The sequence below is a fragment of the Nocardia sp. Marseille-Q1738 genome, from assembly GCF_965283145.1.
On record NZ_CBDIMS010000003.1, the window covers coordinates 621,855 to 635,799 of the forward strand.

Here is a 13,945-nt window from a genome sequence, read left to right on the forward strand (position 1 = left end):
CTGACATGCCGCGCCCGGGCGCGACTCCAGTGCGCGACCGTCACGCACTCGATATGTGCCTATCCTCCACCATGTGGCACCCGGGCCGGGCGAGCCCGGCCCGAACGACGCCTTATGGAGAATCTATCCGCTTTTCGCGTCGGTCCGCAGCGTTGCCGCGACGGCTACGTCTCATGCCGCGTCAGATGCCCTTCACCAGGACCAGCATGTCCGCTCTCGGCGCGGGAATGACGATCCTGGTGTCGTCGGCCAGCGGCAGCGGCCGCGGGGAAACCCCGGCCGCCGACATGGCGGCGGAGGCCGGTGCGGGCTCGGCGGTCGCCGCGGGCTCGGTGGCGGTCTGCTCCGGCTCGGCCGCCGCGGGCGCGGCGGCGTCCTCCGCGGGCGCGCCGACCGGCAGTCCGTCGGCGCCCGCCATGATCGTGCTCACATCCCACAGCACCCGCGACAGCGGCACGTCCAGGGCCTCGCAGATCGCGGCGAGCAGTTCACTCGATGCCTCCTTGCGACCCCGCTCGACCTCGGAGAGATAGCCGAGGCTCACCCGTGCCGACGTGGAGACCTCGCGCAGGGTCCGGTTCTGGGCGAGACGAGCACGCCGCAGACTGTCCCCGATCGCCTCTCGCAGCAGCGTCATCTCGTTCTCCTTCGCTCCCGGTCGCCGGGCCGACGATTCGTGACCCCACGCATGCCGTTCTTTCTCGCACAACGTCGGAGCGGGGCCGGTTGGTTCCCGCCGGGCACCGTCAGTCGCTGCGCCCGGCCGAACCCGTCTCCCGCACGCAGCGCAGCAATTCGGATACCGCCGTGCGTGTTGCGCCGATTCTGATCGTCCACCGGTTGCCGGGGAGTTTCAACCGCACCACTTCGGAATGGACCGGACCCGCGACGCCGAGGAACACCGTGCCCACCGGGTGACCGTCCTGCGAATCCGGGCCGGCGACGCCGGTCAGCCCCACACCCCAGTCCGCGCCGCATGTCGTGCGCGCGCCGACGGCCATTTGCTCGGCGGTGCTGGCCGCCACCGGGCCTTCCGTCGCGAGTACGTCCGCGTCGACGCCCGCGAGACTGTGTTTGAGATCGGTGGCGTACACCACCAACCCGCCCCGCAGTACGGCGCTGGCGCCGGGAATCCCCGCGATCGTGGCGGCCAGCAGACCGGCGGTCAGCGATTCGGCGGTCGCGACGGTTTGCCGCACTGTCACCAGGGCCCGCACGAGGTCGGCGGCGGGCACCTGGGCGACGAGCGGATCGGTCATGCGCCGCGCGTCCGGCCCGGTGCGCCGGCGAACCACACCCTGGCCGCCTGGCCGACGTAGTCCAGTCCCGTCGCCACCGTCAGCGCGACCGCCGCGTACATCAGCGCCATACCGAGGTCGGCGAACCAGCCCGACAACGGCAACAGCAGCAGGGCGATCGCCAGCGACTGCACCAGGGTCTTGAGCTTGCCGCCGCGTCCGGCGGGAATCACCCCGCGCCGCACCACCACCAGCCGCAGCAGCGTCACGCCGATCTCGCGACCGCAGATGACGAGCGTGATCCACCAGGCCAGGTCACCGAGCAGGGACAGGCCGATCACCGCGGACCCGATCAGCGCCTTGTCCGCGATGGGGTCGGCGAGCTTGCCGAAATCCGTGACGAGACCGTATTTGCGCGCCAGTTGCCCGTCGAACCGATCGGTGATCGCGGCGAGGCCGAACAGCGCGGCGGCGGTGATCCGCCAGCCCGTCTGATGACCGCCGTCGACGAACAGCGTCACGACGAACAGCGGCACGATCGCGATGCGCAGCATGGTGAGCACGTTCGCGATGTTCAGCAGCGGCGCCCCTGTCTCGGCCTGGGCGGTCGCGAACCCGGGCCGGACCGGGCCGGGCGCGCTCCAGGGACGGTCCGTCTCCTCTGGCTGCACACTCATACCTGCGCCTCGCCCCTCATTGCCGCCGCCTCGCCCGCGGCTTGCCGCGTCATGGCCGCCTCGTCATCGCGTCGCGCTGCCCGGCGCGATGCGGTGAGCGGAACGGCTGGATCTGCGGCACACGATCAGACTATCGGTAGCCGGGCCGACTACTGTGCACCCCATGACCTCTCGGGGACCACTAGGTGGTTCGACAAGCGACGCGCACCCCGGCGCGGCCTTCGCCGCGCAGACCTCCGTCCCGGTCGTCCGACGCGCCCGAACCTCCGACGTGCCCGAGATCAAGCGCCTCGTCGACGCGTACGCAGGCCGCATCCTGCTGGAGAAGAACCTGGTCACGCTGTACGAGGCGGTGCAGGAATTCTGGGTCGCCGAACTGGACGGCCGCGTCGTCGGCTGCGGCGCGCTGCACGTGCTGTGGGCCGATCTCGGCGAGGTGCGCACCGTCGCGGTGCATCCGGACGTCAAGGGCAGTGGTGTGGGCAAGCTCATCGTGCAGCGGCTGATCGCCGTCGCGCGCGAACTGGAACTGCAACGGCTGTTCGTGCTGACCTTCGAGGTGGAGTTCTTCGGCAGGCACGGTTTCGTGGAGATCGACGGCACGCCGGTCACCGCCGAGGTGTACGCGGAGATGTGCCGCTCGTATGACACCGGCGTCGCGGAGTTCCTCGATCTCAGCTATGTGAAGCCGAACACCCTGGGCAATACTCGAATGCTCCTGACGCTGTGAGCCCGTCCCCACAGGAAGCGATACCCGTGCCGATCTTCGCCGTCCACTACGTCTACTCCGAAGCCACCGCCGCAGGTCGCGACGCTCACCGTCCCGAGCATCGCGCGTGGCTGGCCGGTCTGCTCGAGTCCGGCACCCTGCTCAGCAGCGGGCCGTACCCGGACGGGTCCGGCGCGCTGCTGATCTTCCGGTCGGAGGACGCGGGTGCGTTGAAGAACCTCCTCACGCAGGATCCGTTCGCCCGAGAGGCCCTGATCGACGACGTCCGCGCGGTCGAGTGGGCGCCGGTGTTCGGCGCCTTCACCTCCTCCAGCCGCTAGCGCCCCACCCGGGCGCGTGTCCGGAGCAGGCTCGCGACCGTGGCGACGACCAGGATGGTGAGGATGACGCCCAGGGAGACCGGCGTGGAGATCTCCGGGACCGTGACGTGCTCGCCGCCGTTGATGAACGGCAACGTGTTCTCGTGCAGTGCGTGCAGCACGAGCTTCACGCCGATGAACGCGAGGATGGCCGCCAAGCCGTAGGACAGGTAGACCAGCCGGTCGAGCAGTCCGCCGATCAGGAAGTACAGCTGCCGCAAGCCCATGAGCGCGAAAGCGTTCGCGGTGAACACGAGGTAGGGCTGCTCGGTCAGGCCGTAGATGGCCGGGATGGAGTCCAGCGCGAACAGCAGGTCGGCGAAGCCGATGGCCAGCAAGGCCAGCAGCAGCGGCGTGACGGCGCGGCGTCCGTCGATCCTGGTCACCAGCTTGTCGCCGTCGTACTCGTCGGTGGTCGGCAGGATCCGCTTGGTCAGCGCGACGATGCGGCTGTCGCGCTTCTCCTCGACTTCGACCTCGTGGCCGCTCTCCCGCAGCAGCTTCACCGCCGTGTAGACGAGGAACAACCCGAACAGATAGAACACCCAGCTGAACGCGCTGATCGCGGCCGCGCCGACGCCGATGAACACACCGCGCATCACCAAGGCGATCACGATGCCGATCAGCAGCACCTTCTGCTGATAGATCCGCGGCACCGCGAAGGTGGACATGATGATCAGGAAGACGAACAGATTGTCCACCGAGAGCGCCTTCTCGGTGACGAAGCCCGCGTAGTACTCCCCCGCGTAGGTCGTGCCCCATTGCCAGGCGACCACGCCACCGAAGGCCAGCGCCAGCCCGATGTAGACCGCCGACCAGAATCCGGATTCCCGGAACGTCGGCTCGTGCGGGGTGCGGACGTGCGCGAAGAAGTCGAAGACGAACAATCCGAGGATCACCGCGATGGTGATCACCCATTCGAGCGCGGTTACCTGCATGCGGTGTGCCGATCGGAAGCGAAGGTCATGGCGTCCATATTGCCCGATTTGTCCATTTGACTAGGTAGCGGGGTAGTTGCCGACCATGATTGCACATGCGCTACCTCGACCGTCCTCGCTAGTCGTCGATCGTGACCGACGCCCTACCACACCGCTGAACACCGTTGCGCTGTACCCGTCGAGCGCACGAGAGCGGAACCGCGCCGGGGCGGCGGCGGAAAGCGGTTCACAACACCGGAAGCGGGTGTTAGTTTCGGTAGCAACGAAAATCACAGGAGAGGCAAAGCGATGACCGGGTCGGTGCGGCGACAGCTGTCGCTGAGCAGTGCCCGGCAGTCGTGCGCCCAGACTGTGCTATCCGCATCGTCCGCCCTGGATTGGCGGATGAGCGTGCGGAGCGGCCCCTGAACGTGTCTTGCGCAAGGACCCGTGCGAAAAGGGGCCACCCGCGGCGAAATGCCTGAGGGTGGCCCCTTTTCGTGCAGACGGACGTAGCTCAGTTGGTAGAGCGGCGGTCTCCAAAACCGTTGGCCGGGGGTTCGAGTCCCTCCGTCCGTGCCGGACCGGGTGGTTGCGCACCGCCCGCCGATCCCTCGTAGCCCAATAGGTAGAGGCGCCGGACCTAGATTCCGGGAGATGCGAGTTCGAATCTCGCCGAGGGAACCATCAGGATCACTCCTGCTCGGCCGGATCGCCGCCCTCGCCACCACCTCCGCGGATCGACCAGAGCAACCCTTCCAGCTCATCGGGTTTGACGAGCACGTCACGCGCCTTGGATCCTTCGCTCGGGCCGACCACGCCCCGGGTCTCCATGAGGTCCATCAGCCGGCCCGCCTTGGCGAAGCCGACGCGCAGCTTGCGCTGCAGCATGGAGGTGGACCCGAATTGGGAGGTGACCACGAGTTCCACCGCCTGCAGGAAGACGTCGAGGTCGTCGCCGATATCGGGGTCGACATCCTTCTTCTCGCCCGGTTTGGCCGCGGTCACGCCGTCTTGGTAGTCGGGCTCGGCCTGGTTCTTGGCGAAGTCGACGACGGCGTGGATCTCCTCGTCGCTGATGAACGCGCCCTGCAGGCGAGTCGGCTTGCCCGCGCCCATCGGCAGGAACAGCCCGTCACCCATGCCGATCAGTTTCTCGGCGCCGGGCTGGTCGAGGATGACCCGCGAGTCGGTCAGCGACGAGGTCGCGAACGCCAGCCGGGAGGGCACGTTGGTCTTGATCAGACCGGTCACCACGTCCACCGACGGACGCTGCGTGGCCAGTACGAGATGGATGCCTGCCGCACGGGCCTTTTGGGTGATGCGGACGATCGCGTCTTCCACATCGCGCGGGGCGGTCATCATCAGGTCGGCCAGCTCGTCGACGATGGCGAGGATGTACGGGTAGGGCCGGTACACCCGCTCGCTGCCCAGCGGCGCGGTGATCGCACCCGACTTCACCTTCTTGTTGAAGTCGTCGATGTGGCGCACCTTGTTGGCCTGCATGTCCTGATACCGCTGCTCCATCTCCTCGACCAGCCAGGCCAGCGCGGCGGCGGCCTTCTTCGGCTGCGTGATGATCGGCGTGATCAGGTGTGGAATGCCCTCGTAGGGCGTCAATTCCACCATTTTCGGATCGATCAGGATCATCCGGACCTCGTCCGGCGTCGCCCGTTGCAGCAGCGACACCAGCATCGAGTTCACGAAACTCGACTTACCCGAACCGGTGGAGCCCGCGACCAGCAGATGCGGCATCTTGGCCAGATTGGCCGAGACGAACTCGCCCTCGATGTTCTTGCCGAGGCCGATCACCAGGGGATGGTGATCCGTGCGGGTGGAGGGCGCCTTGAGCACGTCGGCCAGCCGGACCAGCTCGCGGTCGGCGTTGGGTACCTCGATGCCGACGGCGGACTTGCCCGGGATCGGCGCGAGCAGCCGGACGTTCTCCGTCGCGACGGCGTAGGCGATGTTGCGGGCCAGAGCGGTGATCTTCTCGACCTTCACGCCGGGCCCGAGTTCGACTTCGTAGCGGGTGACCGTCGGACCGCGCACGAAACCGGTGACCGCCGCGTCGATCTTGAACTGCACCAGTACCTCGGTGATCGCCTCGATCATCGATTCGTTGGCGGCGCTGCGCTTCTTGGGCGGGTCGCCGTCGGTCAGCAGCGACAGCGGCGGCAATATGTAGTCGCCCTCGACTTCGCGGTCGGTGACGAATTCCAGCTGCTTCGGCGGCGGTGGGGTCTGATCCTCGACTGCCGCCGGACGCTGCTTCTTCGGCTTCGGTTTCGCCGCGGGTTCCTCGACCGCGATCGGCTTGGCGTCACGCAGCGGCGGTTCGCCGAGCATCTCGGTGACCGCGCCGGGGTCGCCGAACTCGTCGGGCGGGTAGTTCTCGGCGGGCGTGCGACCGCGCCGTTTGGTGCTGGAGCGGTGCACGGGGAAGCCGTCGGCGTCGTAGTCGGCCGAATCGTGGTCCCGGTAGTCGCCGTATTCGTCGCCCCCGCGCTCGGTGCCGAAGTACTGGCGCAGCTTGGCGGGCACCTCGCGCACCGTCGTACCCGTCACCAGCAGCAGGCCGAAGACGATGGCCAGCAACAGGATCGGTATCGAGAGCCAGGCGGTCAGCCCGTTGGTCAGCGGCCCGCCCACCACGAAGCCGACGAAACCCGCTGCGCGGGAACGTCCGTGCGCATCGGTGGGGGCACCCGCGGCGATGTGCCACAAACCCAGCATCGGCAGGCCGATCAGCAGGCCGCCGAGCACCAGCCGCGGACGGATCTCCGGGCGCGGTTCGGTACGCATCAGGACCACGGCGATTCCGGAGGCCACGAAGGGCAATGCGGCCGAGGCCGATCCGGATATCGCGCGGATGACGTCCTCGACCCAGTGGCCGACCGGCCCGCCCGCCGACAACCACACCGCCGCCGCGATCACAGCGCTCACCGCGATCAGGGCCAGCGCGACACCATCGCGCCGATGTCCGTGTTCGATCTCCCCGGCCCGGCTCAACGTGCGGGTGGTCGCGCCGAGGCCGCGGGCCAGCATCGTCCAGCCGCTGCTGATACCGCGACCGATCACCGCGAGCGGCGCCGTGTTCGAGGTGCGGCGCACGGGACGCCGGGTGCGCGTGGTTCGCCCACGGGCCGCGGCGGGCGTGCGGGGCGCCGCTGAGCGGGGCGTGGCCGCGCGAGACCGTGCCGTGGTGGTCCTCCCCCGCGCCGATCCCGCCCGCGCCCGAGTCGTCGTGGTGCTGCGGGACTTACCTGCCATGGCCCCCAGGCTAGCCTGTTCCGCCTCTCCGGGGCTTCAGGCCGTGCGCTCAGGTCGTTGCTGCGATCACACCGAGCGATCCAGGCCGAGCACCGCGCGGACGGCGTCGGGAGGACCGGCGGTCTCCAGGCGGACCTCGTTCCGGCCGAACGCGTGCAGTAGCAGCTCCGAGGGCAGGCCGGTCAGCGTGACCACGGTGTCGGACCTGGACCGCACCCTCGTGCGTTTGCCGTCGGGTGTCGCGAGTTCGACCGTGACCGGTGCCTTGCGATAGGACGTCGACGCCATTCTGCGCACCACCGACCACAACTTTTCCTGGTCGGCGGCGGTGAGTTCGCGTGGCTGCCAGCCGGGTTCGGCGCGACGCACGTCTTCGTGGTGGACGAACATCTCCGGCAGATTCGCCAGCGCGTCCACCGGGCGCAGCGGCGACCACCACGGCGGACCCGTGCGCACCTGGTCCAACAACGCGGGGAACGGCTGGTTCGCCGTTTTCGCCTGCACCCGGGCGAGATATCCGGCCAGCGGCTTCAGCAGGATGCCCGGGGCGGCGTCGGGCCGCCGTTCGCGAACCACCAAGTGCGCGGCGAGGTCCCGCACGGTCCACCCACCACACAGCGTCGGCGCATCCGGCCCGGCGGCCCGCATCGCCTCGACGAGCCCGCGACGTTCCCGCTGCGCAAAAGTCACACGTCGACCATACCCAGCACCCGGCCACGGCTACGGCCACGGCGCGGCGGGAAAACACCGAGCAACGCGAGTCCGGCGCCTACTCGAAGATCAATTTTCTATACCACAGGGTCTGTTACTCCCCATGCCGGGAAATCTCCGGCTAGCGCAACGAGTATCGGCTCTGTACCTTGTCTCTCGGTCCATCGGGTCGTGGGCCTAATGACAAGAAGGGGCAAATCCTCCGTGAAGAAGTTTGCTACCGGTGTGGCCGCGTTGGCGGCGGCGGGTACGGCGCTGGCCGTCAGCGCGCCCGCCGCGCACGCCTACACCAACAACTACGGCGCCATCGCGCTGTCCACCTCCACCGGGTTGATCGGGTACTCCTACGACTACCCGGATTCGGCTTCCGCGCAGCGGCGCGCCGTGAGCTCCTGCGGCGCCGCGGACTGCCAGTCGGTGGTCTGGTTCCGCAACGGCTGCGGCGCCGTGGCGTACTCCAGCGGCAGCGGCAGCTGGAGCTGGGGGTATGCGTCATCACGGCGCAGCGCGCAGGGCCAAGCCCTGCTGCACAACGATTCCGACGCCTACATCGTGCACTGGAACTGCACGTCCAACCACGGCTGATGCCCGGTATTCGAGTCGAAGGAAACATCGTGAAGCACCGCACTTTCCGGACCGCCGTGGCTGTCGTTCTCACCGCAGCGGCCTGCTCGCTGACCGCCTGCGCCTCCGGCGACGACTCCTCGTCCCCGAGCACCAACGCCCACCCCAGCCATGCGGCGGGCGAATTGGAAGGCGGCTCGGACAAGGGCGACAAGGAGGCCGGCTCCGCGCCGACCACTCCGTCCTCGCCCGCACTGGCCAAGCCAACGGTTCAGCAGCTGAACGAGCGGCTGCAGAAGGCGTTCGATCCGAACGTGCCCAACGCGGAGAAGATCAGCTGGATCCAGGCCGCCGAGCAGGATCCCTACCTGGTCGCCAACCTCGTCGACGCCGCGAAGAAGCAGAAGGTCACCGTCGAGGTGACCAATGTGGGCGACCCGAAGGACGGCAAGCTCAAGGCCGACGCCAAGGTCACCATCGACGGCACCCCGGTGGACGACGCGTTCATCCAGTTCGTCTCCGAAGGTGGCCAGTGGAAGGTCGACCACACCTTCGCCTGCAACATCGTCAAGAGCGCGAAGATCGAATCCGCGGCCTGCCAGGAGTAACCGCGCACGAATCAGCGAAAAGCGCCGGATAGCCCTGCTATCCGGCGCTTTTCGTAGTTCGGGAGATCAGACGCCGATAACCGTCGGCACGATCATCGGACGACGCCGATAGGTATCGGCCACCCAGCGCCCGACCACCCGTCGCACGCCCTGCGCGATCCGATGGGTGTCCGTGACGCCCTCGCCTGCCAGCCGCAGCAACTCGGCCTCCACCAGTTCCGCCGCGTCCAGCAATGCGGTCGGATCGTCGGAGAAGCCACGCCCGCTGAGTTCGGGTGTGCTGACCGCCTTGCCGGTGGTCTCGTCGATGGCGACGGTGATCGCGATGAAACCGCCCTCACCGAGCACCAGCCGGTCCGACAGCGTCGACTCGCCGACATCGCCCACCGACAGCCCGTCGACGTACACGTGCCCGACCGGCACTCGGCCGACGATCGAGGCGATGCCGTCGACCAGATCGACCACCACACCGTCCTCGGCGAGCACCACCCGGTCCTCGGGCACACCGGTCGCCACCGCCAAGGCGGCGTTCGCCCGCAGGTGGCGCCACTCGCCATGGACCGGCATCGCGTTCGTCGGCCGCACCGCGTTGTACAGATACAGCAGCTCACCCGCGGACGCGTGCCCGGAGACGTGCACCTTGGCGTTCTGCTGCGTGATCACCGTGGCACCCAGCCGGGCCAGGCCGTTCACCACGGCGAACACGGAGTTCTCGTTGCCGGGGATGAGCGAGGAGGCCAGCACCACCAGATCGTCGGCGCGAATGTTGATCTGCCGGTGCTCGCCGCGCGCCATGCGCGACAGCGCCGACAGCGGCTCGCCCTGCGAACCGGTCGAGATCAGCACCAGACGATGGCCCGGCAGGGTCGCGGCGACGTCGAGGTCGACGACCACGCCGTCCGGCACCGTCAGATAGCCGAGATCCTGCGCGATCTGCATATTGCGCACCATCGAGCGCCCGATGAAGCACACACGCCGCCCGTACTTCTGGGCCACGTCGACCACCTGCTGGATGCGATGCACGTGACTGGCGAACGACGCGACGATCACCCGGCCGCGCGCCTTGCCGATCACCGTGTCCAGTACCCCGCCGATCTCGCGTTCCGGCGTGACGAACCCGGGGACCTCCGCGTTCGTGGAGTCCACCAGGAACAGGTCGACGCCCTCGTCGCCGAGCCGGGAGAATCCGGCCAGGTCGGTGAGCCGTCCGTCCAGCGGCAGCTGGTCGAGCTTGATATCGCCGGTGTGCAGGGCGACGCCCGCGGGCGTGCGGATGGCGACGGCGAGCGCATCCGGAATGGAGTGATTGACCGCGAAGTACTCGCAGCCGAACGGGCCGTGCGTGGTGTGCTGTCCCTCGGTGACCTCGACCAGCTTCGGATGCTGACGGTGCTCCCGGCATTTCGCGGCGACCAGCGCGAGCGTGAACTTCGAGCCCACGACCGGAATATCCGGCCGCAGCCGCAGCAGGAACGGCACCGCGCCGATGTGGTCCTCGTGGCCGTGGGTGAGCACGACGGCGACCACGTCGTCCATCCGGTCCTCGATGGGACGGAAGTCGGGCAGGATCAAGTCGACGCCGGGCTGCTGGTCCTCCGGGAACAGCACGCCGCAGTCCACGATCAGCAGCTTGCCGCCGTACTCGAACACGGTCATGTTGCGGCCGATCTCGCCGATGCCGCCGAGCGCGAACACGCGCAGCCCGTTCTTGGGCAGGGCGGGCGGGACGCCGAGCCGGTCGTGCGGCGATCGCAACGCGCTGCGGCCGGGCGCTTCGGCCCGCCGCCCACCGGAGGAGCACGTCCACGGCGCCGGGACGGCGCCTCCTGCCCGGGCTCCGTCTGGCCTGCGCGGGCTTGGTCCCTCGGCGCGCACGACCACGTCGGCCTCCGCCGTCACCTCGGCGGGCGCGGCCTCGCGGGTTCGGGCGCCTGTGGCGGTGCGGGGGCGGCGTCGGCTCGACCGGTGCGGACGGGCGGGCGCCCCGCGGGGCGGGATGCGCTGCGGCGGCGACGGGCTAGCGGCTCACTCATGACAGCACCCCGACCTTCCGCAGATCGGCAGCCAACGCTTCCAGTTCGTCGGCGGTGGGCATCAGCTGCGGCAGCCGCGGCTCGCCCACCTCGACCCCGAGCAGGCGGAGGCCGCCCTTGCTCATCGCGACGCCGCCCAGCTTGGCCATCGCGGCGTGCAGCGGCAGCAGCGTGGTGTTGATCTCGCGGGCGCGCACCACCTCGCCGACGGTATACGCCTCCAGCATCGCACGCAGCCGTTCGGGCACGAGATGCCCGATGACACTGATGAATCCGGACGCGCCGACCGACAGCCACGGCAGGTTGAGCGCGTCGTCGCCGGAGTAGAAGGCCAAACCGGTGCTCGCGATGAGCTCGGCGCCCATGTTCAGGTCGCCCTTGGCGTCTTTGACCGCGACGATGCGCGGGTGCTCGGCGAGCTTGCGGATGGTGTCGCTGGCGATCGGCACCACCGACCGGCCCGGGATGTCGTACAGGGTGACCGGCAGGTCGGTAGCGTCGGCGACGGCGGTGAAGTGCGCGATCAGGCCGGCCTGGGTGGGCCGGGAGTAGTACGGCGTCACCACGAGCAAACCATGCGCACCCGCGCGCTGTGCGCAGCGCGCGAGTTCGATCGAGTGCGCGGTGTCGTAGGTGCCCGCGCCCGCGATCACGGTGGCCCGCTCGCCGACCGCGTCGACGACGGCGCGCAGCAGATCGGCCTTCTCCGACTCGGTGGTGGTCGGCGACTCACCGGTGGTTCCGGAGATCGCGAGCAGGTCGACGCCGCGGTCGACCAGGCGGGCCGCGAGCGCGACCCCGGCATCGACGTCGAGCTTGCCGTCGGCACTGAAGGGGGTCACCATCGCGACACCTACCGTGCCGGACGCGCGCAGCTCCGTTGGCGTCGATTCACCGTTCGTCATGGTCAAAAAGGCTACCCGGTCTGGGACGGACCCTCGACACCCTCGTCGGCGATCTGGCCGCAACAACCGGGCGATCACCCAAGAATGACTGCATGATGGCGTCGAAACCGCACTTGCCTGACATCAATTATGACGTCAGACTGATGTCATGGATCTGAACAAGTACACCGGACAGCTGCGCGAGAACCTGATCGCCGCCGCGGCGCTCGGCGACGAGAAGACGCAGGCCACGGCGGCCGCGCTGGCCGCGGCTACCGAGGGTTCGGCCCGGTTGGTATTGCTCGCCGCGCTGTCCGAGCTCGCCGCGGAGGTCAGCACGGCGCTCGGCGACCGCACGGTGCACGTGTCGGTCGACGGCACGGACGCCTCCGTCGATGTGCGCAAGAGCACGGCGACCGACGAACCGCCCACATTCGAGGAGATGACCGGGGACATCAGCAGGGTGACGCTCCGGCTCGTCGAACAGATGAAGGCGCGCGCGGAAGAGGCTGCGGCACAGAGCGGTCAGTCGCTGAACTCCTGGCTGTCGAGTGCCGTGCACGGCGCGCTGCGCGACCAGATGCGCGGCTACGGGCCGAAGCGCGACATCTGAGTCCGGCACCGCCGGCCGCTCGCGCTACAGCAGCGCGGCGAGATCGCCGCGGTCCCCGATCACCACGTCGTCGAGTTCGAGCCAGTCGGCCAGCTCCCGCAGCGCGCCGGTGAGCGCGTGAGCGGTGGCGGGGGTGTCGTACCCCGGTTCGGCGAACGCGGCCGGTACCAGCAGCCGGCCGGCGGCGCGTTCGGCGCGCAGGTCGACGCGGCCGACGAGTTCGCCGTCGAGCAGAAACGGGAAGACGTAGTAGCCGTGCACCCGTTTGTGTTCCGGCGTGTAGATCTCGATGCGGTAGTGGAAGTCGAAAATCCGCTCGGTGCGGGCGCGGAAGAAGATCAGCGGATCGAACGGGCACAGCAGTGCGGCACCCTCGATGCGGCGCGGCGTGGATGCCCCGGCCCGCAGATAGGCCGGCTTCCCCCAGCCCGCCACCTCCACCGGGATCAACTCGCCCGCGTCCACCAGATCGGCGATGGCCGGCTCGGTCTGGGTGCGCTGCAGGCGGTAGTAGTCGCGCAGGTCGGCCTCGGTGCCGATGCCGTGCGCGGTAGCCGCCCGCAGCACCAGCTCGCGGACCGCATCCTGCTCGGAAACCGAGCGCGCCAGCACATCCGGCGGAATCACCCGCTCCGCGAGGTCGTAATGCCTGGTGAACCCCACCCGGGAGGCCACAGACAGCGCGCCCGCCGCGAAAAGCTGCTCGCAGATCATCTTGGTGTCGCTGAGATTCCACCAGGAGCCCTTGGGCCGCGGCTTGTCGAGTTCGAGATGGCGCTCCACCTCACCGGCGGTGGCCGCCCCCACCTCGGTGATCACGTCCAGGATGTCCTTGCCCAACGTGGGATTGCGCTCGATCACCTTGCGCATACCGGACCAGCGCCCGTGCTCGTACCGCCGCATCCGCCAGCGCAGCAGCGGCCAGTCCTGCACCGGGATCAGCGCGGCTTCGTGCGCCCAGTACTCGACCAGCGCGCGGGGACGCCGCACGCCGTTGCTCCATGCGGCCTGATCGAGCAGGGCGCGATCGTAAGGACCGATTCTGCTGAACACCGGCGCGTAGTGCGCCCGCACCACCGCCGACACCGAATCCAGCTGCAACAGCTGCGTTCTGTCCAGTACCCCCAGCACCGATCGCCGTGTCGCCCGCCCGGGCTTACGCCCCCCGAAACCCTGCGCCGCCAACGCCGTTCGACGCGCAGCCGCCGCGCCCATCTTCCGCATGGATCGAACCATGCCATGGGCCACCGACAGTATCTTTGGCAGCGCCTCCGGCGCTGCGTGTTCGCGGCCCTCTGATGGCTCGCGTCCGAGCGACCGCCGCTGGCGACTGCGTCG

General features: G+C 68.9%; 14 protein-coding genes and 2 tRNA genes. 7 read left to right on the top strand and 9 right to left on the bottom strand.

Annotated elements, in window-relative coordinates; translation table 11 throughout:
* Positions 1-181: 181 nt before the first annotated feature.
* The 3 genes from ACWPXK_RS16435 to pgsA form a co-directional block, all read right to left on the bottom strand.
* A complete protein-coding gene (locus ACWPXK_RS16435) occupies positions 182-637 on the bottom strand; it encodes a helix-turn-helix domain-containing protein (RefSeq protein WP_454196970.1) in 456 nt (151 codons plus the stop codon).
* A gap of 109 nt (positions 638-746) precedes the next feature.
* On the bottom strand, positions 747-1,259 hold the full coding sequence (locus tag ACWPXK_RS16440; RefSeq protein ID WP_454196971.1) for a CinA family protein: 513 nt from the start codon (positions 1,257-1,259) through the stop codon (positions 747-749).
* Positions 1,256-1,915: a CDP-diacylglycerol--glycerol-3-phosphate 3-phosphatidyltransferase gene (gene pgsA, locus ACWPXK_RS16445; RefSeq protein ID WP_454196972.1), complete on the bottom strand. Its 660-nt coding sequence runs from the start codon at positions 1,913-1,915 to the stop codon at positions 1,256-1,258. Before pgsA ends, ACWPXK_RS16440 begins: the two co-directional genes overlap by 4 nt.
* Positions 1,916-2,078: 163 nt before the next feature.
* Between pgsA and ACWPXK_RS16450 the strand changes: the two genes are divergently transcribed.
* Both ACWPXK_RS16450 and ACWPXK_RS16455 read left to right on the top strand, forming a co-directional pair.
* On the top strand, positions 2,079-2,645 hold the full coding sequence (locus tag ACWPXK_RS16450; protein WP_454196973.1) for an amino-acid N-acetyltransferase: 567 nt from the start codon (positions 2,079-2,081) through the stop codon (positions 2,643-2,645).
* A 26-nt stretch (positions 2,646-2,671) separates the two neighbouring features.
* Positions 2,672-2,965 (top strand): YciI family protein, encoded by a 294-nt coding sequence (locus ACWPXK_RS16455; protein WP_454196974.1) that lies wholly within the window; start codon positions 2,672-2,674, stop codon positions 2,963-2,965.
* Here the strand turns inward: ACWPXK_RS16455 and ACWPXK_RS16460 are convergent.
* The gene (locus ACWPXK_RS16460; RefSeq protein ID WP_454196975.1) at positions 2,962-3,942 is read right to left on the bottom strand and encodes a TerC family protein; all 981 of its coding nucleotides are present in this window, start codon (positions 3,940-3,942) and stop codon (positions 2,962-2,964) included. The two genes, ACWPXK_RS16455 and ACWPXK_RS16460, sit on opposite strands and share 4 nt — an antisense overlap.
* A 485-nt stretch (positions 3,943-4,427) precedes the next feature.
* On the opposite strand from ACWPXK_RS16460, the gene ACWPXK_RS16465 reads away from it, so the two are divergent.
* Together ACWPXK_RS16465 and ACWPXK_RS16470 are read left to right on the top strand one after the other, a co-directional pair.
* Positions 4,428-4,500 (top strand) — tRNA-Trp (locus tag ACWPXK_RS16465).
* A 31-nt stretch (positions 4,501-4,531) separates the two neighbouring features.
* Positions 4,532-4,608, top strand: a tRNA-Leu gene (locus tag ACWPXK_RS16470).
* Positions 4,609-4,614: 6 nt separating this feature from the next.
* Here the strand turns inward: ACWPXK_RS16470 and ACWPXK_RS16475 are convergent.
* Together ACWPXK_RS16475 and ACWPXK_RS16480 are read right to left on the bottom strand one after the other, a co-directional pair.
* Complete coding sequence (locus ACWPXK_RS16475; protein ID WP_454196976.1) at positions 4,615-7,194, bottom strand: DNA translocase FtsK; 2,580 nt, start codon at positions 7,192-7,194, stop codon at positions 4,615-4,617.
* Between the two features lie 66 nt (positions 7,195-7,260).
* A complete protein-coding gene (locus ACWPXK_RS16480) occupies positions 7,261-7,884 on the bottom strand; it encodes a TIGR03085 family metal-binding protein (protein WP_454196977.1) in 624 nt (207 codons plus the stop codon).
* A 225-nt stretch (positions 7,885-8,109) separates the two neighbouring features.
* Between ACWPXK_RS16480 and ACWPXK_RS16485 the strand changes: the two genes are divergently transcribed.
* Both ACWPXK_RS16485 and ACWPXK_RS16490 read left to right on the top strand, forming a co-directional pair.
* Positions 8,110-8,490 (top strand): DUF4189 domain-containing protein, encoded by a 381-nt coding sequence (locus ACWPXK_RS16485; protein ID WP_454196978.1) that lies wholly within the window; start codon positions 8,110-8,112, stop codon positions 8,488-8,490.
* Positions 8,491-8,519: 29 nt separating this feature from the next.
* Positions 8,520-9,077 (top strand): hypothetical protein, encoded by a 558-nt coding sequence (locus tag ACWPXK_RS16490; RefSeq protein WP_454196979.1) that lies wholly within the window; start codon positions 8,520-8,522, stop codon positions 9,075-9,077.
* Positions 9,078-9,143: 66 nt separating this feature from the next.
* Here the strand turns inward: ACWPXK_RS16490 and ACWPXK_RS16495 are convergent, their stop codons facing one another.
* Together ACWPXK_RS16495 and dapA are read right to left on the bottom strand one after the other, a co-directional pair.
* Complete coding sequence (locus tag ACWPXK_RS16495; protein WP_454196980.1) at positions 9,144-10,976, bottom strand: ribonuclease J; 1,833 nt, start codon at positions 10,974-10,976, stop codon at positions 9,144-9,146.
* Between the two features lie 130 nt (positions 10,977-11,106).
* Positions 11,107-12,015: a 4-hydroxy-tetrahydrodipicolinate synthase gene (gene dapA / locus ACWPXK_RS16500; protein WP_454196981.1), complete on the bottom strand. Its 909-nt coding sequence runs from the start codon at positions 12,013-12,015 to the stop codon at positions 11,107-11,109.
* Between the two features lie 148 nt (positions 12,016-12,163).
* On the opposite strand from dapA, the gene ACWPXK_RS16505 reads away from it, so the two are divergent.
* Positions 12,164-12,607 carry a hypothetical protein gene (locus ACWPXK_RS16505; RefSeq protein ID WP_454196982.1) on the top strand — a complete coding sequence of 148 codons (444 nt, stop codon included), beginning with the start codon at positions 12,164-12,166 and terminating at the stop codon, positions 12,605-12,607.
* Between the two features lie 24 nt (positions 12,608-12,631).
* Here the strand turns inward: ACWPXK_RS16505 and ACWPXK_RS16510 are convergent, their stop codons facing one another.
* Positions 12,632-13,831, bottom strand: a complete 1,200-nt coding sequence (locus ACWPXK_RS16510; protein WP_454196983.1) for a winged helix-turn-helix domain-containing protein — start codon at positions 13,829-13,831, stop codon at positions 12,632-12,634.
* Between the last annotated feature and the right edge of the window lie 114 nt (positions 13,832-13,945).

Excerpts from the sequence above, each read along its gene's own strand:
- ACWPXK_RS16435 (WP_454196970.1), bottom strand. The coding sequence starts at position 637 with ATGACGCTGCTGCGAGAGGCGATCGGGGACAGTCTGCGGCGTGCTCGT.
- ACWPXK_RS16440 (WP_454196971.1), bottom strand. The coding sequence starts at position 1,259 with ATGACCGATCCGCTCGTCGCCCAGGTGCCCGCCGCCGACCTCGTGCGG.
- pgsA (WP_454196972.1), bottom strand. The coding sequence starts at position 1,915 with ATGAGTGTGCAGCCAGAGGAGACGGACCGTCCCTGGAGCGCGCCCGGC.
- ACWPXK_RS16450 (WP_454196973.1), top strand. The coding sequence starts at position 2,079 with ATGACCTCTCGGGGACCACTAGGTGGTTCGACAAGCGACGCGCACCCC.
- ACWPXK_RS16460 (WP_454196975.1), bottom strand. The coding sequence starts at position 3,942 with ATGCAGGTAACCGCGCTCGAATGGGTGATCACCATCGCGGTGATCCTC.
- ACWPXK_RS16475 (WP_454196976.1), bottom strand. The coding sequence starts at position 7,194 with ATGGCAGGTAAGTCCCGCAGCACCACGACGACTCGGGCGCGGGCGGGA.
- dapA (WP_454196981.1), bottom strand. The coding sequence starts at position 12,015 with ATGACGAACGGTGAATCGACGCCAACGGAGCTGCGCGCGTCCGGCACG.
- ACWPXK_RS16505 (WP_454196982.1), top strand. The coding sequence starts at position 12,164 with ATGGATCTGAACAAGTACACCGGACAGCTGCGCGAGAACCTGATCGCC.
- ACWPXK_RS16510 (WP_454196983.1), bottom strand. The coding sequence starts at position 13,831 with ATGCGGAAGATGGGCGCGGCGGCTGCGCGTCGAACGGCGTTGGCGGCG.